This is a genomic window from Pseudomonas sp. LBUM1674 (assembly GCF_059695635.1).
In genome coordinates this window covers 4,335,289-4,355,321 of the sequence record NZ_CP166779.1, presented here as the reverse complement: position 1 = coordinate 4,355,321, position 20,033 = coordinate 4,335,289, and the positions used below count along the sequence as shown (strand labels likewise).

Sequence of the window (20,033 nt, the reverse complement as noted above, 5' to 3'; positions counted from 1 at the left end):
CACCCTCTCGGTGCCCCAAAAAAAAGCCGGTTATTCGTCTCGGGTCAGAACAACCACAGCAACCGCAGGTTGACCCGCTGCTGTTCCTTGAAGCCGTTGTCGACCGATACGTCCTGGCCGTAATTGAGCAGGGCCTGGAAGGTGGGGGTTATCCAGTAGGACGAGCCGACACGGTACTTGGCGGTGTCGGGTTCATCGTTCTGGTCCTGGCCGTCGATGCGGGTCTCTCCACCCCAGAGTCGTGAGGCTCCCACGTGCACCGACAGCTTTGGTGTTACCGCGTATCTGAGGTAGGTCTGGACTTGCCATAGTGGCTTCTGGCGCAACGTCAGGCCCTGGCTGGTGAGGTCGTCATTCTTGTCGAACAGCGTCACGTCCGCGGTGAGGTCCAGGGACAACCTTTCAGTGAGGCCGGTGACATAGCCCGTCTGCAACGTCAGCTTCCAGCGGTTTTCCCCCAGGTTCAGCGCATCGTTGCGGTCATAGTGGCCGGTCGGCACGTACAGGTAGGGGGCAATGCCCCAGTAACGGTTTTTCACCGGGTCATTCACCAGCCACAGGGTGCTCGCCAGGACCAGATCGCCGACGCCATTGGCTTGTCCCAGGGCATCGTTGTCGCGTTTGCCTTCCATGCGGCCGAAGGGCAACAGGAACTGGGTGTTGATCGTATAGTCACCCAAGGTCTGGTAATGCGCGACGCGCAAGATGCCGATCTCGGAGTCGAGCCCGGCCTTGATCGGCACCTTGTGCCCGTCACTGTACAGCGAGCGCCGCTGCGTATCCTGCAGGTACAGCAGGCCGATAGTGCTCCCGGCTGGCAGCGCCGCGGTGTATTCGCCGGCGTCCACATCGATGGCGTGGGCGTTGCCCGCCAGAGTGGCCAGCACCAGGCCGGCGCCGAGGGTTGAAGTGCCAGGCGCGCGAGCCAAGGGCCGAACGCGCGCAGGGGTACCTGTGGAGATCTCCATGAGTCACCTGTTTTGTTTTTGTTGTTTTTGCGGAGGGAGAGTGTTCGTGCGCCATCGCCTGGAGGCCCGGGGCTCATATGGGAACTGAACGGCGTCAGTGAATGGCTCAGCGGGTCAGATAGCGGTAGGCCGCCGTTTCGAAACCCAGATAGCCGGAGACCGAGATGGGGTCGGCGAACGGCAGTATCTGGGTGGCCCAAAAACCACCGATGCCGTTCTTGCGATCGATCCAATAGAACAGATTGGCCAGGCCAGCCCAGGCCAGAGAGCCCGCCGGGCGACCGGTGTGCGCATCCTCGTCATTGATCATGAAACTCAGCCCCCAGGACTTGGGCATGCCCGGGAAGAATTCCGCGGTGTTGGTGAGGCTCGGGATAACGCCGGGCAGGGCTTTGATCTTCAGGTTGTCGAGGCCGTTTTTTTCCGCCAGGCGAATCGTCTCCGGCCGCAGGATCCGCCCATGATCGCCTTGTCCATCGTTCAGCCAGGCACGGATAAACCGACAATAATCCTGCACGGTCGAATACAGGCCATGGCCTCCCATATGCACTTCGGGATCCTGCGGCAGGATGAAATCCTCGAGTACGCTCAGCGATCCATCCACTTCACGCTGGTGCAGGCAAGCTCGCCGCTGGAGCATCGACGGGGTCATGGTAAAGGCGGTATCGGTCATGCCCAGCGGCTCGAAGATACGCTGCTGCATGACTTCGCCCAGGCGCTGTCCGGTAATGGCCTCCACCACCAGGCCGGCCCAATCCAGGTTGGAGCCGTATTCCCACTGTTCTCCGGGCTCGAACAGCAAGGGTGTTTGCAGCGCCGCCAAAGACCCGCTGATGATGCCGGGCAGTCCCTGTTCCCGGGCCAGTCGGTTGTAGTGTTCGTTGAAGAACTCATAACCAAAGCCTGCGGTATGAAGCAGCAGCATGCGGGTGGTGACGGATTTTTTCGGCGGGCGAAGCCGCGGGTTGCCGTCGCTGTCAAACCCCTCGAGCACTTGCAATTCGCCGATCATCGGCAGGTAGTCCCTGGCGGGCGCATCGAGATCCAGTCGACCTTCCTCGACCAACTGCAGCACCGCCGTGGCGGTGATCGCTTTCGTCGCGGAAAACAGGGCGAAGACGCTGTCGGTGGTCATTTCCCCGACTTGACCGAGTGTGCGTTGGCCCGAAGCGCCTTCATAGACCAGGCCGTCACGCCCGGTGATGGCGGCGACCACGCCAGGCACGCGCAGCGGTCCAGCGGTGACGGTATCGAACAAGTGGTTGAGTGACGAAGTAAGACCTGTATTCATTATTCTTATTCTCCCTACACCCCTCCATGGACCGGCGGCGCTCATGGCGAGGTGTGCAGTGGTAGGACTGGCTGGCCCGACATGAAGCGCTGAACGTCGGGGCCAGTGGAGAGTAAGAACATGCAATCAGGGCGTCTGTCGGTTGCCGGCAGAGGGTGTCGGGATCAGGCAGTTAATTTATATGCCGGGCAGGTGAGGCGATGCAAAAAACGGCTCAGGCAAAGATCCCGAGCAAAATCGTCGCCAGAATCACCGTCGAAGCACCACCGATACGCGTGGAGATCTGCGCGAACGGCATCAGCGACATGCGGTTGGACGCCGACAGGATCGCCACATCCCCGGTGCCGCCCAGGCCGCTGTGGCAGCAGGTCACGATGGCCGATTCGATGGGGTACATTTTCATCAGGTTGCCGATAAAGAAGCCGGCAATCGTCATCGAAACCACGACGGATACGCAGACCAGCACATAGCCGACCGAGAACACTTTGACCACGCTGTCGAGCGGGACGTAGAGCATGCCCAGGCCGATCATGACCGGCCAGATAAAGGCCGCGGAAACCAGCTTGTAGAAGGTGTTGGTGCCTTTCTCCAGTTTTTCCGGCAGGACGCGCATGTACTTGAACAGCACGGCTGCCAGGATCATCATCACCGGGCCTGGAATGCCCACGACTTTCTCCAGCAGACCGCCGAGGATGAAGAAGGCGCAGATGACCAGCACCCCGGCACCCATGATCCGGAAGTCGACCACCGAGCCGGTGTCTTCCTTGACCTGGAATTTATCGTTCTCGGCCTTGACCCGAATCAGCGAACCTTCGCCATTGAGGTGTGGACGCTTGAGCGCCAGGCGGGCCAGGTAACCGGCGCAGATGATGGCGGCGATGTTGCCGACCACCGCGGCCGGCGCCAGTTGCGCGACGTAGATATCCGGCGTCCCGCCGAGGATGGCCGAGTAGGCCAGCGACAGGGGCAGGATCCCTTCGCCAATGCCGCCGCCAATGATCGGCACAATGATGAAAAAGAAGGTGTGGTAGAAGCTGTAGCCCACCAGTTTGCCCACGATCAGCCCGCTGCCCACGGCGGCCAGGGTGCCGACGAGCAAGGGGATGAACATCCGGATCATGCCCTGGACCAGAATGAAGCGGCTCATGCCGAGAATGCTGCCCACCACCAGGCTCGCAATCACAAAGTATAGAAAGTTCGCCTCCTTCATCAGCATCTTGGTCGCGTCGATCGTGGCGGGGCCGAAGAAGCCGAAGAACACCAGCACCGAAGGCAGCATCAGGCACAGGATGGCGCCGCCGCCGATTTCCTTGAGGATGGGCAGACGCTGCCCCATCTGGCCGAAAAACACGCCCATGGTCATGATCACGGCGAGGCCGCCGATCATGTTTTTCGGCAGGAAGCCCAGGTGGGCCGAGAGGAAAACAATCAGGGCGATGCCGAGAAAAATCGGTAAGGGGATCACGCCTATTTCATAGGCACACAGGCTGCGCAAGCGTTGACGAAACCCGCCATCACGGACTTCATCGAGGTTCAGGGGCTGCTCATAGGACTTGTTCATGGGGCTCATTCCTCATGGTTGTTTTTATCGAGGATTCAAGGAAACGCACGGCTGACCAGTCACGGATCACTCGTCGGTAGAACGATGGTATCCTTCGCAAATCATGAGATAAACCGCGTAAGTATGAGGCATATGAACACGAATCGTGATCAATTCCCCCTGCCCGAAGACCTGAAGGTGTTCCTGACGGTGGTCCGCAAAAACGGTTTTGCCAGCGCCGCGGAAGAGCTGGGTTATTCACCGGCCTACATCAGTAAACGCATCTCGGTGCTGGAAACCACGCTCGCGACGCGCTTGCTGCACCGCACCACCCGGCGCATCGCGTTGACCGACGATGGTGAACGGGTGCGGGTGTGGGCCGAGAAGCTGCTGGGCGATCTTGACGATTTCCTTGGCGAAATCGCCGAGGCGCGGCACCAGCCAAGCGGCTCGCTGCACATCTGCAGCAGCTTCGGTTTCGGTCGCAACCATGTCGCGCCGGCGATCTGCAAGCTGTCGCAAACCTACCCGAAACTGGAAATGCGCCTGGACGTGTTTGATCGCGTGGTCGATATCGTCAGCGAAGGATTCGATCTGGAAATCCGCGTCGGCGATGACCTGCCGGGCCAGCACCTGGGCCGCAAACTGGTGAGCAATCGGCGGGTGCTCTGTGCCACGCCCGAATACCTGGCGCGGCGCGGCGTGCCGCAGTCGCTGGAGGATTTGAAAGACCATGATTGCCTGGTGCTCAAGGAGCGCAATAACGCCTTCGGGGTCTGGGAGCTGACGAAAGACGGGCAGCAGGAATCGGTGCGCGTCAGCGGGCCCTTGTCCTCCAACAATGGCGAGATCGTGCTGGAGTGGGCGTTGAGTGGCGGCGGGGTGTTATTGCGCTCGATGTGGGACGTCAAACCGATGCTGGAGCAGGGGCGCCTGGTGCAAGTGCTTCACCCATACACCCAGAGCGCCAATGTCTGGGCGGTGTACCCGACCCGGCTCAGCCAGTCCGCCAAGTTGCGGGTGTGCGTCGAGTTTCTGGAGGAGTACTTTCGCGAGCTGTCGGTTGAGTGAGGCCGGGCGATAAATTGCCGAGCCCGCTCCTCCCACAATGGGCTGGTGTGAACTTAGATTTTGTGACCACCAGAGGTCCCTGTGGGAGCGGGCTTGCTCGCGAAGAGGGTGTGTCAGATAACAATGATGTATCTGACACACCGCTTTCGCGAGCAAGCTTGCTCCTACAGGGGCTGGTGTGAACTTGGATGGTGTGACCACCAGAGATCCTTGTGGGAGCGGCGGTGCGGCGATCCGACTTGCCCGCGAAGAGGTCGGCACATTCAGCCTCTCTGTCAAATGACACACCGCCATCGCGGGCAAGCCCGCTCCCACAAAATCGTTATCGCAACCAGGGATTTTCGGCCAGGTGCCGGGATTCAAAACCGCGGATCTGCTCGGCGCGCTGCAGCGTGGTGCCGATGGCATCCAGGCCGAGCAGCAGCGATTGCTTGCGCAGTTCATCGATCTCGAACGGGATCACCGCACCGTTGGCCAAGCGGATGTTTTGCTCGGGCAGGTCGACGCTGATCGCTGCGGTCCGCGCATCGCTGATCACCCCCGCGATTTGCTGCAACCTGGCCTCGGACAGCTGAATCGCCAACACCCCGTTACGCTGGCAGTTGTCATAGAAAATCCCGGCAAAACTGGTGCCGATCAGTGCCCTGATCCCCACTTGCTTCAAGCCCCAGACCGCATGCTCGCGGCTTGAGCCACAACCAAAGTTGGGCCCGACCACCAGGAACGCGGCGTCGCTCCAGGCGGGCTGATTGAGGATGAATTCAGGGTTGGGTTCGCCGGATTCAAGGAACCGCAGATCGAAGAACAGGCCCCGGTCCAGCCCCTTGCGGTCGATCCCCTTGAGAAACTGCTTGGGCATGATGACGTCGGTGTCGATGTTGGACGCCAGAAACGGCGCTGCACTGCCGGTGACCGTAGTGAAAGGTTGCATGCTTCAAGCCTCCAGGGCGAATGATCGAACGTCAGTCAGGTGACCGGTAATCGCCGCCGCGGCGACCATCGCCGGGCTCATCAGGTGGGTGCGCGCTCCGGCGCCCTGACGGCCTTCAAAGTTGCGATTGGTACTCGACGCACAGCGATCACCCGGGGCAAGCACGTCGTCATTCATGGCCAGGCACATCGAGCAGCCCGATTGCCGCCACTCGAAACCGGCATCGAGGAAAATCTGTGCCAGGCCCTCGTCTTCGGCCTGGTCACGCACCAGGGTCGAGCCGGGAACGATCATCGCCCGCACATGGGCCGCCACGCGCTTGCCGCGCACCACCCGCGCCACGTCACGCAGGTCTTCGATCCGGGCATTGGTGCAAGAGCCGATGAACGCATGGCTGATCACCACATCGCTGAGCGGCATGCCGGGTTCCAGCCCCATGTAGTGCAGGGCGCGCTGCATGCCCTGGCGCAGAATGAGGTCGGGTTCGGTGGCCGGATCCGGCACATGCCCGCCGACCGGCGCCGCCTGATCGGGGCTGGTGCCCCAAGTCACCATGGGCTCCAGGGCGGCGATATCGAGGGTGACTTCACGATCGAAAAGGGCGCCTTCATCGCTGCGCAGTTCGCGCCATTTGCCGACGGCCTGTTCCCACATCTCGCCTTGCGGTGCACGGGGTTTCGATTGCAGGTAGGCAAAGACCTTCTCGTCCGGCGCCATGAACGCGCCCCGGGCACCGGCCTCCACGGCCATGTTGCAGATGGTCATCCTCGCTTCGACACTGAGGGCATCGATTGCCGGCCCGGCGAATTCGATCGCATAACCCGTAGCACCTGACGCACCGATCTTTTCGATCAGCGCCATGATGATGTCCTTGGAGGTCACACCGCTGCCGAGCACCCCGTTCACCGTGACGCGCAGGGTTTTCAGGCGCTTGTAGACCAGGGTTTGCGAGGCCAGCAAATGCTCGATTTCAGAGGTGCCGATCCCAAAGCCGAACGCGCCCAGGGCACCGTAAGTCGTGGTGTGGCTGTCGCCCGCAGCGACCACCATGCCCGGCAGTATAAAGCCTTGCTCCGGGGCCACCACGTGCTCGATGCCTTGGCGTTTGTCGAGCACATCGAACAGCTCGATGCCAAAGTCACGGCAGTTTTCTTCGAAGTACGAGACCTGCCGCGCACCACCCGCGTCCGGCATCGTGGCAATGCGCGTCGGGGAGGTCGGGTTCACATGATCGACCACCGCGAGCGTGGCGGCCGGGCGCCAGACCTTGCGCCCGGCTTCGCGCATGCCGCTGAACGCTTGCGGGCTGGTGTACTCGTTGGCGACCTGGCGATCGATGTACAGCAGCACATGGCCCTGGTCGTCGAGAGAACAAACGGTGTGGCTATCGATGTGCTTCTGATAGAGCGTTCGGGGGCTGTTCATGGGTGGGCTCATTATCGTGTTGTGCGAGATCACGGGATGCGACTTAACGACAGCATATTCATCGCGGAATCTGCATCAAGAGCCGTTTAGTGAAGGCGTTGCGCACGAATTGTGAATAATGAGTTGCACCCAATCAGGCATGCGCGGTGTTCTTGAGCCAGCTTTCAAACCGCGTCGCCCCCAGGATAGGACTATCTCCCGGCGTCAGCGACTGGTCGTTGACCGGCGCACCGAAGTACAGAACGGTATCGTCTGATACGGCCTGGCGCGGATCCTTGATGTGTTGCAGGTACTCACTGACGAATTCCACCAGCGGTCGGCGCTCTGGGCCGGCCACTTCCACAGTCTGATTGCTCGGCATTTTCAAGGCGATATCGGTGAGTGCGGCCGCCACATCGATCGAGGCAACCGGTTGCAACGCGGCGCAGGTCAGGTGGATGGTGTCGCCGTCCTCGCGACCCGAGAAGGCAATGGCACTGATGAACTCGAAGAACTGCGTGGCCCGCAGGATGGTGTAGGGAATGCCCGAGGCCTTGATCAGTTTTTCCTGGGCCATCTTCGCCCGGAAGTAGCCGCTGTCGAGCATCCGTTCGGTACCGATAACACCCAGCGCAACATGGTGTTTGATACCGTTGACTTTCTCCGCCGCCAACAGGTTGTTCCCCGCGGTTTCGAAAAAGTGCAACGCCGCGTGGTCTTCGAATGAGGGCGAGTTGGCCACGTCGACCACCACGTCGGCATTGTTCAGCGCATCGAGCAGTCCTGCACCACTGATGATATTGACGCCGGTACTGGGTGACGCCGCCAGGGTCTCGTGCCCCAGCGCCTGCAGGTTTTTGCACAGTTGGCTGCCGATCAGGCCGGTGCCGCCGATGACGACGATTTTCATGGTCGGTTTTCCGTTGCGGTGGGTGCTGCATTCATTAAACACCCGCTCGACGGGAACGTCGGGCGCACCCAAGCGCGGACCGACAGGTGGTCGGAAGTCCGCGCGCCAGGTGGAATAAATCGCGGTTCTTTGCTTTAGTCCACCTGTGGCTGGCCCGTGTGCGCAGCGCCCCAACGCAGCAGGGAGCCCTGACGGGAGAATCCCATGAGCCCTCGATTTTCACCTTCTGCAGCCTGGGTTGTCGCGCTCGCATTCGCTGCCTTGCCCTGCGTCGAGGCCGCCGAATACACCCAGGTGAATACGACTGCCAGCACCATTTCCTTCACCTATAAACAGTTCACCTCACGGGCCTACGGCACGTTCGGCAAGTTCGAAGCCACGCTCGAATTCGACACGGAAAACCCCGCCGCCGCCCACGCTGCACTCAGCATCGACCTCCACAGCATCGACGCCGGCAGCAGCGATGCCAACGAAGAACTGCAGAAACCCGCATGGTTCGATACGGCGAGTTATCCAGTGGCGACGTTTGAATCAAGCGGCGTGAAAGCACTGGGTGACGACCGCTATCTGATCACCGGCCAGCTCACGCTCAGGGGGATGACACGTGTGGTGGAGGTGCCGGTGCAGCTCAAGGCCGACAAAGCCATCGGCATTTTCGATGGCCAACTGACGGTCAAGCGTAGCGACTTCAACATCGGCGAAGGCGAATGGGCCGATGGTGTGGTGTCCAACGATATCAACATCAGATTTCGCATGGTTGCGCCACAGCAGTAGTCTCAGTGCGCCCAGATGCTGACCTCGCCCATCGTCAGCGGACATTTATCGAGTTCTATAGCAATCATCATTCCACTAGACAAAAAATTCCTGTTGGTCTGATTTGCGTTTTCTGAGCGCAGCCAGCATATCTCTTTCGGTCATTTCCCTGGCCCAGGATGGGCGTAGTTGGAAATGGGGTTCATCCTTGATGCTTTTCCAGTTTCCGCCCCACTCCAAACCCAGGTCCGTCGCCAATACGCCGACGGCTTTGTACTTGGGCGAGCTGCCAAGATACTTGCCACCTTCAAAAATACCGATATCGAACGCTATGCCGAAGTTATGATTTGATTGCCCACCTTTGGCGTTGGTGACCGTCGGGCCATTGTCAGGACGACCTTTTGCGAAGAGAGCATCCTGTTCCTCGTAGGTTCTCCGTCCACTGATGATCTTGATGTTGATGCCATTAAGTTTGGCTTTCTGTATGAGTGCAATGGCATAGGGACGAACTTGCGGCAGCAAGGTGTCGATGTTTTTTTGGCTTCTGGGGTCCAGATCAGAGGTGGAATCATCTGTCAGTGAGACGGATTGATCAGGAACCAGGCGTTGGGCAATGGCGAGCCAGGTTTGTGGCCCGGGTTTGCCGTCGACTTCTACGCCGACAGCGGCTTGAACGGCACAGATCAGCTGCTGGATATCCATTGCTCTGTTCCTGCACTCTTGATGTTAATTGAGCGTTACAGTAGTTGTTAATGTGGATTTACAATTCTGCAATGCGTTTTGTGTGAATGGGTAATTAAACGGTAGATGCTGGGGTGGGATTGATCAACTTGCCTGAGTTGATATAAGTTGTATCATCGCTATTACACATCTGTAACGCCGGCCTATCAGTTTTCAGTGAGTTCAGCGTTTGTCGTTGATGTGTGTTGCTGATACCAAGCGGCTCATCTAAGTTGTCTTGGGAGCCGTTTACAAGTGCATGACTTTGATAGGCGGTACGTTCACTTTCTATGCCCGGCAGGCTGTCGGAAAGGAAGGTCGCGATGGCTAAACCCACTCGCAAGCCGCAACCCATGATATTGATTCGCGGGTTCGGCGGGCTCAACGTCGAAGACGAAAAAAAGGCCACCTATCAAGGTTTCAATGACGGCACGGTCTACCCTCAGAAACGCGGCGAAAACTATATCTATGAAGGGTTCATCCTCAGGTTCTTGAAGTCTTCCTGGCAGTACCAGGATGCAACCAATGTCGTCGGCTATTACGGCGAAAATGTCGGCGATACCGCGCCGCCCATTCCTGCTGAACTGAAGGCATTGGATTCAGGCTTTTTCAGCAAAGGCAAGTTGATCATCGATCCGGCCATGGCGTTGCACCTGGTACGCACGGCGACTGACCCGAACCGGACACTGTGGGTATTTCGCTACTATGATCTCAATGACCGCAACATGGTCGCCTACGGCGCTGCACTGCTGCGCCTGATTGACTTTATCCGGGCGCTGGCCAAGCTCAAGAACCCCACCCAGCCTGAGCCGATGGTCAATATCATCGCTCACTCCATGGGTGGGTTGTTGGTCCGGCAGGCGATCCAACAGACGATTCCGGACGCTAAACGCAAGCCTGCCGATCTGATCAATAAAGTGGTGACCCTCGGCACTCCCCACCAGGGCATTGCCTTTCAGATCCTGAAAAAATGGGTCGGGATGGACGCGGGAAAGGAGATCGAACATTTCAATCCAGACACTCAAAAAGACCCGAATATCCCCACTTCATTTACCCAATTTGGCAAGCATTTCCCGTTGGATCGCCTGCTGACAGTGGTGGGTACCAACTACAAATCCTACGATGTCGGCTCGGCCTCCCTGGGCAATCGGCTGTTCTCGCTGGGCGATGAGTTCGGCATGAACTACAACCGCAGCGATGGCCTGGTCAAACAGAGCTACGCGCAGATTCCAGGGGCGCCACGAACGTTCGTGCATAAGTGCCATGGTGGTTTCGACTCGCTGGTGACGGCCAGGGAGTCGTTCGAGATCGCCACGCGATTCTTTTTCGGCAATGTCAAAGTGCGGTTGCGGCTGGTAGAAGGTGAAGTGCTGCGCGGCATGGATATGTTCGGCAAGAGCGAGTTCTTTTTCGGCGTCTCGATCAAACCGCGCGGGGTCGATTTCGAACTGTTCCATCAGGGCGCCGATTCGGAAAACTGTTATGGCCCCTTCACCAAAACCAGCCTGACCGACCCGGCTGTGGAGTTCGGTTGGGCCGGCCCCGAGCGGCTGATCTGGGAGGGGTATCTCAACACCACGCCGATACTGGAAGATGCCAGCATCAGCAAAAAGGACTTGGTCATGCGCGTGGACTTTTATGTCGGCGAGCGCGATCTGTTCGGCGTGGGTTTTTCCGATAATGTGATTTTCAGAAAGCAGTACTACATTCGCGGATTGCTGCTGCCGCCTTACACCATGTTCATCCATGACGGCGAGCAGTTCGCGGCGCCCGGTTACGTCGACGACCCCAAGACGCTGATGACAAAAGTGGCCAAGGGCTGGGAATTCGATGTGACGGGGACGGGATTCAAGGGGCGTTTCAGGATCGAGGTTGAGCAGGTGCCTGAGTGATAAGCCTGAATTCGCCAGGATGGGCGAGGGCGTCAAGGCTTTGGTTTAGCGGTGTTGCCAAGCGCCCCATCGCGGCATAGGTATCTACACATCTCTAAAGTCTTCGACTGCCCACCCAGCCGATGGCTTCTTTAGCAAAACCCGCCAGTTGCTGGGGAGTGTATTGCTCCAACGTCTCGCACATGGCCAAAAGCATGTACAGACCGGCCAGCACCGCAGAAGCCGTTACCGGCTGCGAGCGCTTCATTTGCCGACCAGACAAACGGACCAAAAAGTCCCGTGTTTGCTCGGCAAACTCACCCTCTGCCCGCATTAGACGCCAACTGACCGCACAGGCCTGACTGGCAATCAGCAGCCGCTTGAACACGGCTTCACTGCTCTCTTGCTGCCAGTTATCCAGCTGATGCCCACCCCCTTTAAGCAGTTGAAGTAGGACTCGATACGCCAGCGCCAGTAATACCAGAGCGCCAGGCGTTCACCCGCGACCTTTTGCTCAAGGTTGCTCAGCAAATACCATTCGGCCAGCAAATTACCGTCCGCCCCCATGATTCGGCTAACAATGAGCCGAGCAGGCAAAGGCTCTCCGGATTTTCGCAGCGTTTTGCGGTCGGCCCTGTCTTTGGTGAAGGGCTGGGCTTGGCGAGTCAGCACGACGGCTGTTTCTCCCACCCATTGAATCGCTGGCTTTCCTTTGTATTCAACCTTGCGGGTTTCTTTGTAGATGAGCCCATCGCCGATCTTGCTTAGCGGCTGAGATTGGCCTTCATAGCTGGCCGTGGAGCCCGCTTTTACTCGCACCAGCCATTGGCGCCCCTCGGCCTGCCACTGCCTCAGGTGCGCGACTGAATCAGCCTCTCGATCAACGATATGGACAAGCGGCTTGGCAAAGTTCTGCTGCTCCAGCCAGGTGATACGGTGTGTCAGTTCGTTCAGATGCTTTTCAGGGGACAGCACTTCTTCGGTTCGCGTGCTGAGCACGCCGTCCTTGGTCGCGAGATTTTGAGCGGGAGTACAGATCGGTGCACCGTCACGATCCGTGACCAGCAGGCTGCTTTGCAGCTCGTAACCGATGTCGCCTCGGTGAGTCATTTGCAGCCGATCAGCCTTGCTGTGGTGGTGCATGTAATTGAGCCGGGACCAATCGTGCATGACCAGCGCGTAATCATCGCGGTCATCTCGGCAGCCCTCGTGGGCCAGCGCCAGCAGCGGTTTGACCAAATCAACGGGCTTGACTCGGTCATTGCTCAAAAAACGCCAAAGGGCTTGCGTCTGTGCAAAAGCCTTGTCGCTGCGCGGCAAGGCCTTCATCCCGGCGGCCAGAGCCGGTAGTCCATTACTGTGTCCCATGACTAACTCGTCGTATCGTTTTGTCAGTCGGGCATCTAGCCCGGTCATTTGATATCCATGCCGTCCCTTTATAGACCAGGATTGGGAGATGTGTAGATACCTATGCCCATCGCGGGCAAGCCCACACAGTGATCAAGGCTGTTGCACAAATAGAGTGAACAGCACAAAACCCTGTGGGAGCGAGCTTGCTCGCGATGGGGCCGGCACAGGCAACACGTCAATCAGCTGACCCACCGACCTCATCCCCGATATCGCAACGCCTCCAGCAACAAGGCAAACGCCGGCGATGCCTGACGCCGGCTCGGATAGTACAGATGAAACCCGGCAAACGGTGCGCACCAGTCCCCGAGCACAAACCTGAAATTCCTGATCGGTCAGGGTGAGCAAAAAACTCGTCTTGTTCGTCAATCGACAAAGTTCCTTAAACAAAGCACCGCAAACAGTGCAGTAAAGCGTACAGCTGCGGATGCCTTCCAAGACGTAATAAAAGAGGTACCCGTACAAAAAGTCGCTCCAACCCCACGGGCACCTACCTTGGCTCCGCCACCCACACGCCCACGAATCAACCAGAATTCCATTGTCAACCAACCGATGGAGCCAGTGAATGCTGCAGGCCCATTGCAAGCTAATTCCGGTAGCTCTATTCCCACGGCGCCCACGGCGCAAAACTTGGACCTCGCATCTGGATCCCATATAGTTCAAACCATAACCACCTTAGCGAGCAACGGCTTATCTCAAGGGCAAATACTTTCGTTAATGAGGCAAAATGTGAGAGTGATTCCCGCGACGTCTAGCGCAATTAGAGCACCGACAGCACCCATGCGCGGCCCTCAGAACCGTCGGCCTTTCTGATCGTTCTCACGCTCTTCGTCACTAGTGTCCATTCATAACCGCAGCCTTGAACTGTGAAACATGACGGGACACTGGTAATGCAGAGCGTGGGAACGATCATTGCGTCGCGCTGAGTACTTTAGCGAGTAACCCGCCTTGGCACGTTATGATAGGCAGCCCCGCGATCAACGCTTCACATCCGCCCCCGGAGTCAGCCCCTGCAATGCCCCAGATCACCCATTACCAAGCCCCATGCCCAGAACCGGTCAACAGCCAGATCCTGCAGATGGTCGTCGACTACCTGACCGACATCAGCATGGTCGCGATTCCGCCGAGCAACCTGTTGTACAACCTCTATCAGTACGCGATCGGCTATGAGGTTCATCTCTATCTGGAGGCTTTGAACGGGGCGAAAGGGATTGCCGTGGAGTTGCTGGTCGCGACCGACGATGACGACCCGGAAAAAGTTGTCGGCTTTTTGCTGTACCTGCCGGTCAAGGACGATCCCGAGGCGTGCGGCGTGGCATACATGGCGGTGCAGGCCGGTTATCGGCGCCAAGGCATTGCCCGGCGGATGGTGCGGGAAATGGTCGGCCGTTATCCCCATGCCGAACTGACCTGCGCTGTGGCCAAGGTGCCTTATTTCGAGTCGATGGGCTTTCAGGTTGTGGGCGTGCGCGGAACTCAGGTGCTGATGAACACCCGCGACCATGGCAGTGAAGGCTTGATGGGGCTGTTGGATGTGGCCTCGATCTACAGCTCGCTGGAGGTGCGGCAGATTCATACCTATCTGCTGCAAAAACACGGCAAGCGGGCGATGCTCGATGCGGAAAAGCAGCGGGATCGGCACTTGGACCAGATGGCGCGCAAGGCGCATGAGTGTGTGCGCGAGCGTTTGGGGGAAGAGGGGCGTTAACACCATCCTTCCAGGCAAATCTGTGTTGGCAATTGGATAGAATTCGATTAGACGTACAAAGCCCGGTCAATTGCCGGGCATTTTCTTGTCTGGGTTTCGTACCGTTAAAAAAGAGCCTCAACGCTCTTGATGGGGAGGAAGAAGAGCCCTTGAGGCTCAAGATGCGCATGAAGCAAGTGGTGAGCTTGATAGGGGTTCAGTGCACTCACCACTTACGCAACGGCTTGAGCAAACAAGCGGCTGCGCATAATTATCGTAGAAAGGTGGAGTTTTCCACTCAAGTACCACTAGTCGCATGATCTTCAGCTAGGCTAGCCTGAACACCAACGCCTTCAACCCGCACTCGACATCCGCATCCGGAAACTCCGGCGGATTCTCCAGCCGTTGCTCGAACCGCAGGCTCGGCGCTTCACGCATCACGCCCTCGATCAGGAAATCCGCGCCGAACGCCGGGTCGTTCATGCAGGCCAGCACCGTACCCTGCGGACCGAGCAGTTCCGGCAGCCGGCGCAACACCCGCTGGTAGTCCTTGGTCAGCAAAAAACTGCCTTTCTGAAAGGAAGGCGGATCGATGATCACCAGGTCGTACGGCCCCTTGCCGATCACCTTGCCCCAGGACTTGAACAGGTCGTGGCCCAGAAACGTCACCTTGCCCAGGTCATGTCCGTTCAGTCGGTGATTGTCACGGCCACGGCTCAGCGCCGGGCTGGACATGTCCAGGTTGACCACATGGGTCGCGCCGCCTTCGATGGCTGCCACCGAGAAGCCGCAGGTGTAGGCGAACAGATTCAACACGCGCTTGCCCTGGGCATTGGCCCGCACCCAGTCGCGGCCGTAGCGCATGTCGAGGAACAGGCCGGTGTTCTGTTTGCGCCCAAGGTCGACGCGATAACGCAGGCCGCCCTCGGTGATGGTCATGTCCTCGATCGCCTCCCCGAGCAGCCACTCGGTGGTGCTTTGCAGCAGGTAACGATGTTGCAGCGCCAAGGTGTGCGCACCGGAGGTCGCCCACTCAGGCGACCGAGTGATTTGCAGCAGCCGCTGTTTCAACGCCTCCAGTTGCGCCGCTTCAGGCTCTTTGAACAGCGACACCAGCACCACACCCTGCAACCAGTCCACCGTCAATTGCTCCAGCCCCGGCCAGCAACGACCACGGCCGTGGAACAGCCGGCGGGTTTCTTCCGGGGCGGCTGCCAGGGCTTTGAGCAAATGATCGTGGAGGATGGAGAGCGCGTCAGAGTTCATCGGGCAGGGTCGGCAACAGGTTGGGGCGGCATTTTAAACACAAATGCTCCCCAACGAATCAACAACGGACGGTTTTACCCGTCCGCCGAATAGCTGACCGCCAAGCGACGTCCAAGTCTGATGATGGCGATGCCAGGGGAAATCAGGCGAGGTCAGCCCCGGGAGTTATCACGATTAATTTAACTTTACGTGAGGATTTGGCGATCTGTAGGCTCACATACTCGGCGTCAACGATCAACCGCCGGGAACGCATCATGTCGTCGCTACCTGCTTCATCCCATCCTCGTTGGCTACGCCTGACCCATTGGCTCAATGCGCTGGCGGTGCTGGTCATGGTCACCAGCGGCTGGCGGATCTATAACGCGTCGCCGCTTTACGATTTCAGTTTTCCCGCTTCGATCACCCTGGGCGGCTGGCTCGGCGGTGCGTTGCAATGGCACTTCGCGGCGATGTGGTTTCTCGCCATCAACGGTCTTGTCTACCTGATCATCAACCTCTTCAGTGGTCGTCTGAAACGGCGCTTTTTCCCCGTCTCGCCCCAAGGTGTCCTGCATGACCTGTGGGCCGCATTGCGCGGGCGGTTGGGGCATGCCGACCCGAGTCATTACAACCAGGTGCAACGGGTGGCGTACCTGTTCGTGATGGCCGACATCGTGCTGCTGGTGATCTCCGGGCTGGTGCTGTGGAAGTCCGTGCAATTCCCGCTCCTGCGTGAGTTGCTGGGCGGTTACGAAGGCGCGCGGCATGTGCATTTCATTGCGATGGCGTTGTTGGTGGCATTCGTCGCGGTGCATCTGCTGATGGTCGCGCTGGTTCCAAAAACGTTGTGGGCCATGATTGTCGGTCGCAAGGAGCCCGTATGACAAAGCGCATTGAAGGCTCGGGGCTGGACGAGTCGTCCATCCTGACCGACGCCCGAAAAATCATTGCACCGCAAATCGAGGATCGTTCCCGTCGCACCTTCCTGCTGCGCGGCCTGACCCTCGGCAGCGTGGCCATGTTGTCCGGCTGCAACCTGACCGACAACGACAGCGTCGAGACCGCCCTGTCGTCCATGTCCCGGTTCAACGATCGGGTGCAGGGCTGGCTGTTCAACCCCAACGCAATGGCGCCCACCTATCCCGAGTCGATGATCACCCGGCCGTTTCCCTTCAATGCCTTCTACGGCATCGATGAGGCACCGACGGTGGAGGAAGAGGGTTATCGCCTGGAAGTGACCGGGCTGGTCGCCGACAAGCGCAGCTGGCGCCTTGAAGAGCTGCGCGCCATGGCGCAGACCGAGCAGATCACCCGACACATTTGCGTCGAAGGCTGGAGCGCGATCGGGCGCTGGGGCGGCGTGCGGTTCAGCGATTTCCTGAAACGGGTCGGTGCCGACACCGATGCCAGATATGTCGGCTTCAAATGCGCAGACGATTATTACACCAGCATCGACATGGCCACCGCGCTGCATGCGCAAACCCTGTTGGCGCTGACCTACGACGGCGCGGTATTGCCTCGCGAGTACGGCTTCCCGATGAAGCTGCGCATGCCCACCAAGCTGGGCTACAAAAACCCCAAACACATTCAGGCGATTTTCGTCAGCAACACCTACAGCGGCGGCTACTGGGAAGATCAGGGCTACAACTGGTTCGGTGGCAGCTGACGGCGCCCGGCAGTTTTATTGCGCAGCTCACGCTGCGTTCATTCGCAACCTGTGATTCAAAGGAGTTTCATCATGAAAGTGTTAACCACAGCAGTACTGTCGATGTGCCTGGCCATGGGCGCTGCCAGCGTGTTTGCTGCCGACGCGACAACCAATAACGGCATGAGCAACGACAACATGAGCAAGGACTCGATGTCCAAGGACGCCATGCACAAAGACACGATGCACAAAGACACGATGAAAAAGGACGCCATGAGTAAGGACGCGATGAAGAAAGACGCTATGTCCAAGGATTCCATGAGCAAAGACGCCATGAAAAAAGATGCCATGTCCAAGGACGCCATGAAGAAGGACGAGATGGCACAGTAATTCGAACCCTGTTACTCACGGGCTACCGCTTGTAGGGCCCTCGATTTTGTCGTTGCCTGTATCAAAAATGAATTTCCTCGGTGTCCGCTGCTCATACCTGTAAGCAGCGGATTTCAGGCCGCGAAATCATTTACGTAATCAGGGAGTGGCATAGTCATGAGTCCAGTATCGAAGGCGGGCGAATCGCTTCCTGGCGGATTGATTCTTGTGGTTGAGGACGACCCGTTGATCCTGGAGTTTCTCTGCGAAATTCTTCAGGAGGAAGGGTTTGTGGTCCAGCCACAGGCCAGTGCCGATGCCGCATCAGCCTATCTGGAAGGACATTTTAATGAAGTCCGGCTATTGCTGACGGACATCACCATGCCAGGCAAGCTCAATGGCGCGGATCTGGCCAACCAGTTCGGTGACCGCTGGCCGGACAAGCCGATCATGATCATGTCCGGCTTTGAAACCCCGGAATCCTCCGGAGTGAGGCACTCGGTTTCGTTCATCAAGAAACCCTGGGCGCTCGGGCAATTGCTCGATTGTGTGCAAAGTGCCTTGGATTCACGCAGGACCCTGTAGGAGCTGCCGCAGGCTGCGATCTTTTGATCTTGCTTGTGTTTTTAAAAGCGAAGATCAAAAGATCGCAGCCTGCGGCAGCTCCTACACGGGGTGGTGTACATTGCCTGAAATTCCCGTCTGACCCTTGCGAAAGGAAGTCGCCCTTTGCCCGCTCACAACTCCGTCTTCAACACCCCGTACCGCGCCTTTCTATTCGACATGGATGGCACCGTCCTCAACTCCATCGCCGCCGCCGAGCGGATCTGGACCGCCTGGGCCTTGCGCCATGGGGTCGATGTCGAGTCCTTCCTGCCGACCATCCATGGCGCCCGCGCCATCGACACCATCAATCGTCTGGCGCTGTCCGGGGTGGATGCCGAGGCTGAAGCGGCGTTTATCACTGAGGCGGAAATCGAGGATGTCGAGGGCATTGTCGAGGTAGCCAGCGCGGCGAACTTCCTGAAGTCCTTGCCGGCCAACCAATGGGCCATCGTTACCTCTGCACCCAAGGCACTGGCGCTGCGGCGGATGGCGGCGGCGGGGATTGCGGAACCCGAGGTGATGGTTACTGCCGAAGACGTCAGTGCGGGCAAACCCGATCCTGCGGGTTATCGACTGGCTGCCAGGCGGCTGGGTGTCGAGGTGACCGATTGCCTGATTTTCGAGGATGCCGCGGTGGGGATTCTCGCGGCCGAGGCAGCGGGGGCGGATCTTGTCGTCATGACGTCGACCCATGTTCATCCGATCGAGACTGTGCATGCGACGCTGGTCAGCTATGACAGGGTGACCACAGTCGTGGATTCCGACGGCCAGCTCCGCCTTCACACAATCTAACTGTGGGAGCGGGCTTGCTCGCGAAGGCGGACGATCAGTCGACATCAATGTTGGATTTGACGGCCTCTTCGCGAGCAAGCCCGCTCCCACATTTGATTGATGTTGTTCACAACTTCGTGATCGACATTAGTAAATCCCGGGAATCAACCGCCAGCTACGGCTGCAATAAGCCTCGTATTCACGGCCAAACTGCGCCCTCAACAGCGCTTCTTCAGCACGGATCCGCGCAATCAGCGGGATCATTGTCAGCGCGGCCAGCAACAGGCCGACACCGGAACGAAACGCCAGCGCCCAGCCCACGGCAGTGATCATCATCCCGAGGTAACTGGGGTTACGCAGGTGGCGATAGATCCCGTCGGTGACCAGGCTATGCCCCGGCTGGATCGCTACCAGCCCACTGAAGCGTTTGCCCAGCACAAACACCGGCCACAGCCGCAGTGCGCCGCCGATGATGAATAGCAGGACGCCGAGCCAGCGAACGCCCTCGCCACCGAAGGTCCAGAAATCGATCCGGTCCGTGTAGGCCGGCAAAAAACCGCTCAATACTCCGATCACCCCGAAGGCCGGAAGCACCCAGCGATTGGCCCGGTCCTCACGTTCGCCGGAGCTCAGGTTGACCTCGGTAAACAGCGAGGCGATCGCCATCACCAGCGTTGCAAGCACAATGACCACCAGCGGCGCATGGGAAAAAAACGCCGCAAATCCGCCCATCCCCCACACCGCGAGCCCGAGATAGGCGAGGGTGACGACGATGGCGAAAAACGCCAGCCTGGCCGAGATTTTCATGACTGACCTCCCAAGGGACATACGACAGTGTAGGAGC

20 protein-coding genes and 1 pseudogene are annotated in these 20,033 nt (G+C 58.7%); 9 read left to right on the top strand and 12 right to left on the bottom strand.

What is annotated here, in order from left to right:
• Positions 1-44 precede the first annotated feature (44 nt).
• The 3 genes from ACA067_RS20015 to ACA067_RS20005 all read right to left on the bottom strand — a co-directional run bounded on the left by ACA067_RS20015 (position 45) and on the right by ACA067_RS20005 (position 3,820).
• Complete coding sequence (locus ACA067_RS20015; protein WP_497458153.1) at positions 45-968, bottom strand: transporter; 924 nt, start codon at positions 966-968, stop codon at positions 45-47.
• A 106-nt stretch (positions 969-1,074) separates the two neighbouring features.
• The gene (acmB, locus tag ACA067_RS20010) at positions 1,075-2,259 is read right to left on the bottom strand and encodes a methyl acetate hydrolase AcmB (protein ID WP_497458152.1); all 1,185 of its coding nucleotides are present in this window, start codon (positions 2,257-2,259) and stop codon (positions 1,075-1,077) included.
• Positions 2,260-2,473: 214 nt separating this feature from the next.
• Positions 2,474-3,820: a 2-hydroxycarboxylate transporter family protein gene (locus ACA067_RS20005; RefSeq protein WP_497458151.1), complete on the bottom strand. Its 1,347-nt coding sequence runs from the start codon at positions 3,818-3,820 to the stop codon at positions 2,474-2,476.
• 132 nt (positions 3,821-3,952) lie between these two features.
• On the opposite strand from ACA067_RS20005, the gene ACA067_RS20000 reads away from it, so the two are divergent.
• Positions 3,953-4,870 (top strand): LysR substrate-binding domain-containing protein, encoded by a 918-nt coding sequence (locus ACA067_RS20000; RefSeq protein WP_497458150.1) that lies wholly within the window; start codon positions 3,953-3,955, stop codon positions 4,868-4,870.
• A 322-nt stretch (positions 4,871-5,192) separates the two neighbouring features.
• Here ACA067_RS20000 and leuD read toward each other — a convergent pair whose 3' ends face one another.
• The 3 genes from leuD to ACA067_RS19985 form a co-directional block, all read right to left on the bottom strand.
• The gene (gene leuD / locus ACA067_RS19995) at positions 5,193-5,801 is read right to left on the bottom strand and encodes a 3-isopropylmalate dehydratase small subunit (protein ID WP_497458149.1); all 609 of its coding nucleotides are present in this window, start codon (positions 5,799-5,801) and stop codon (positions 5,193-5,195) included.
• Positions 5,802-5,804: 3 nt separating this feature from the next.
• On the bottom strand, positions 5,805-7,226 hold the full coding sequence (leuC, locus tag ACA067_RS19990) for a 3-isopropylmalate dehydratase large subunit (RefSeq protein ID WP_497458148.1): 1,422 nt from the start codon (positions 7,224-7,226) through the stop codon (positions 5,805-5,807).
• Positions 7,227-7,359: 133 nt separating this feature from the next.
• Positions 7,360-8,115 (bottom strand): SDR family oxidoreductase, encoded by a 756-nt coding sequence (locus tag ACA067_RS19985; protein ID WP_497458147.1) that lies wholly within the window; start codon positions 8,113-8,115, stop codon positions 7,360-7,362.
• Between the two features lie 204 nt (positions 8,116-8,319).
• Here ACA067_RS19985 and ACA067_RS19980 point away from each other — a divergent pair, with 204 nt between their 5' ends.
• Positions 8,320-8,889: a YceI family protein gene (locus tag ACA067_RS19980; protein ID WP_497458146.1), complete on the top strand. Its 570-nt coding sequence runs from the start codon at positions 8,320-8,322 to the stop codon at positions 8,887-8,889.
• A 75-nt stretch (positions 8,890-8,964) separates the two neighbouring features.
• Here ACA067_RS19980 and ACA067_RS19975 read toward each other — a convergent pair whose 3' ends face one another.
• Entirely contained in the window at positions 8,965-9,570 is a 606-nt protein-coding gene (locus ACA067_RS19975) for a M15 family metallopeptidase (RefSeq protein ID WP_497458145.1), read from the bottom strand.
• A gap of 341 nt (positions 9,571-9,911) precedes the next feature.
• Between ACA067_RS19975 and ACA067_RS19970 the strand changes: the two genes are divergently transcribed.
• Positions 9,912-11,480 (top strand): esterase/lipase family protein, encoded by a 1,569-nt coding sequence (locus ACA067_RS19970; RefSeq protein ID WP_497458144.1) that lies wholly within the window; start codon positions 9,912-9,914, stop codon positions 11,478-11,480.
• A 94-nt stretch (positions 11,481-11,574) separates the two neighbouring features.
• Here ACA067_RS19970 and ACA067_RS19965 read toward each other — a convergent pair whose 3' ends face one another.
• The 3 genes and pseudogenes from ACA067_RS19965 to ACA067_RS19955 all read right to left on the bottom strand — a co-directional run.
• On the bottom strand, positions 11,575-11,847 hold the full coding sequence (locus ACA067_RS19965) for a hypothetical protein (RefSeq protein WP_497458143.1): 273 nt from the start codon (positions 11,845-11,847) through the stop codon (positions 11,575-11,577).
• Positions 11,829-12,875, bottom strand: coding sequence for a transposase (locus ACA067_RS19960; RefSeq protein WP_497458142.1), 1,047 nt, complete (start codon positions 12,873-12,875; stop codon positions 11,829-11,831). Before ACA067_RS19960 ends, ACA067_RS19965 begins: the two co-directional genes overlap by 19 nt.
• A 191-nt stretch (positions 12,876-13,066) precedes the next feature.
• A pseudogene (locus tag ACA067_RS19955) lies at positions 13,067-13,180 on the bottom strand (LysR substrate-binding domain-containing protein); the annotation flags it as partial.
• A gap of 701 nt (positions 13,181-13,881) precedes the next feature.
• Between ACA067_RS19955 and ACA067_RS19950 the strand changes: the two are divergent.
• Positions 13,882-14,574 (top strand): GNAT family N-acetyltransferase, encoded by a 693-nt coding sequence (locus ACA067_RS19950; RefSeq protein ID WP_497458141.1) that lies wholly within the window; start codon positions 13,882-13,884, stop codon positions 14,572-14,574.
• Positions 14,575-14,880: 306 nt separating this feature from the next.
• On the opposite strand, the gene ACA067_RS19945 is transcribed toward ACA067_RS19950, so the two are convergent.
• A complete protein-coding gene (locus ACA067_RS19945; RefSeq protein WP_497458140.1) occupies positions 14,881-15,819 on the bottom strand; it encodes a class I SAM-dependent methyltransferase in 939 nt (312 codons plus the stop codon).
• A gap of 254 nt (positions 15,820-16,073) precedes the next feature.
• On the opposite strand from ACA067_RS19945, the gene ACA067_RS19940 reads away from it, so the two are divergent.
• The 5 genes from ACA067_RS19940 (at position 16,074) to ACA067_RS19920 (ending at position 19,210) form a co-directional block, all read left to right on the top strand.
• Positions 16,074-16,682, top strand: a complete 609-nt coding sequence (locus ACA067_RS19940) for a cytochrome b/b6 domain-containing protein (protein WP_497458139.1) — start codon at positions 16,074-16,076, stop codon at positions 16,680-16,682.
• Positions 16,679-17,464, top strand: coding sequence for a molybdopterin-dependent oxidoreductase (locus ACA067_RS19935; protein WP_497458138.1), 786 nt, complete (start codon positions 16,679-16,681; stop codon positions 17,462-17,464). The genes ACA067_RS19940 and ACA067_RS19935 overlap by 4 nt, the downstream gene beginning before the upstream one ends.
• Positions 17,465-17,536: 72 nt before the next feature.
• A complete protein-coding gene (locus tag ACA067_RS19930; protein ID WP_497458137.1) occupies positions 17,537-17,833 on the top strand; it encodes a pentapeptide MXKDX repeat protein in 297 nt (98 codons plus the stop codon).
• A 156-nt stretch (positions 17,834-17,989) separates the two neighbouring features.
• Positions 17,990-18,397, top strand: a complete 408-nt coding sequence (locus ACA067_RS19925) for a response regulator (RefSeq protein ID WP_497458136.1) — start codon at positions 17,990-17,992, stop codon at positions 18,395-18,397.
• 144 nt (positions 18,398-18,541) lie between these two features.
• Positions 18,542-19,210, top strand: a complete 669-nt coding sequence (locus tag ACA067_RS19920) for an HAD-IA family hydrolase (RefSeq protein ID WP_497458135.1) — start codon at positions 18,542-18,544, stop codon at positions 19,208-19,210.
• Positions 19,211-19,336: 126 nt separating this feature from the next.
• On the opposite strand, the gene ACA067_RS19915 is transcribed toward ACA067_RS19920, so the two are convergent.
• On the bottom strand, positions 19,337-19,996 hold the full coding sequence (locus tag ACA067_RS19915; protein WP_497458134.1) for a methyltransferase family protein: 660 nt from the start codon (positions 19,994-19,996) through the stop codon (positions 19,337-19,339).
• Positions 19,997-20,033: the final 37 nt, after the last annotated feature.

What these genes read in the sequence shown, in the direction of transcription:
- ACA067_RS20015 (WP_497458153.1), bottom strand. Translation starts at nt 968, where the DNA reads ATGGAGATCTCCACAGGTACCCCTGCGCGCGTTCGGCCCTTGGCTCGC.
- acmB (WP_497458152.1), bottom strand. Translation starts at nt 2,259, where the DNA reads ATGAATACAGGTCTTACTTCGTCACTCAACCACTTGTTCGATACCGTC.
- ACA067_RS20005 (WP_497458151.1), bottom strand. Translation starts at nt 3,820, where the DNA reads ATGAACAAGTCCTATGAGCAGCCCCTGAACCTCGATGAAGTCCGTGAT.
- ACA067_RS20000 (WP_497458150.1), top strand. Translation starts at nt 3,953, where the DNA reads ATGAACACGAATCGTGATCAATTCCCCCTGCCCGAAGACCTGAAGGTG.
- leuD (WP_497458149.1), bottom strand. Translation starts at nt 5,801, where the DNA reads ATGCAACCTTTCACTACGGTCACCGGCAGTGCAGCGCCGTTTCTGGCG.
- leuC (WP_497458148.1), bottom strand. Translation starts at nt 7,226, where the DNA reads ATGAACAGCCCCCGAACGCTCTATCAGAAGCACATCGATAGCCACACC.
- ACA067_RS19985 (WP_497458147.1), bottom strand. Translation starts at nt 8,115, where the DNA reads ATGAAAATCGTCGTCATCGGCGGCACCGGCCTGATCGGCAGCCAACTG.
- ACA067_RS19980 (WP_497458146.1), top strand. Translation starts at nt 8,320, where the DNA reads ATGAGCCCTCGATTTTCACCTTCTGCAGCCTGGGTTGTCGCGCTCGCA.
- ACA067_RS19975 (WP_497458145.1), bottom strand. Translation starts at nt 9,570, where the DNA reads ATGGATATCCAGCAGCTGATCTGTGCCGTTCAAGCCGCTGTCGGCGTA.
- ACA067_RS19970 (WP_497458144.1), top strand. Translation starts at nt 9,912, where the DNA reads ATGGCTAAACCCACTCGCAAGCCGCAACCCATGATATTGATTCGCGGG.
- ACA067_RS19960 (WP_497458142.1), bottom strand. Translation starts at nt 12,875, where the DNA reads ATGACCGGGCTAGATGCCCGACTGACAAAACGATACGACGAGTTAGTC.
- ACA067_RS19950 (WP_497458141.1), top strand. Translation starts at nt 13,882, where the DNA reads ATGCCCCAGATCACCCATTACCAAGCCCCATGCCCAGAACCGGTCAAC.
- ACA067_RS19945 (WP_497458140.1), bottom strand. Translation starts at nt 15,819, where the DNA reads ATGAACTCTGACGCGCTCTCCATCCTCCACGATCATTTGCTCAAAGCC.
- ACA067_RS19940 (WP_497458139.1), top strand. Translation starts at nt 16,074, where the DNA reads ATGTCGTCGCTACCTGCTTCATCCCATCCTCGTTGGCTACGCCTGACC.
- ACA067_RS19935 (WP_497458138.1), top strand. Translation starts at nt 16,679, where the DNA reads ATGACAAAGCGCATTGAAGGCTCGGGGCTGGACGAGTCGTCCATCCTG.
- ACA067_RS19930 (WP_497458137.1), top strand. Translation starts at nt 17,537, where the DNA reads ATGAAAGTGTTAACCACAGCAGTACTGTCGATGTGCCTGGCCATGGGC.
- ACA067_RS19925 (WP_497458136.1), top strand. Translation starts at nt 17,990, where the DNA reads ATGAGTCCAGTATCGAAGGCGGGCGAATCGCTTCCTGGCGGATTGATT.
- ACA067_RS19915 (WP_497458134.1), bottom strand. Translation starts at nt 19,996, where the DNA reads ATGAAAATCTCGGCCAGGCTGGCGTTTTTCGCCATCGTCGTCACCCTC.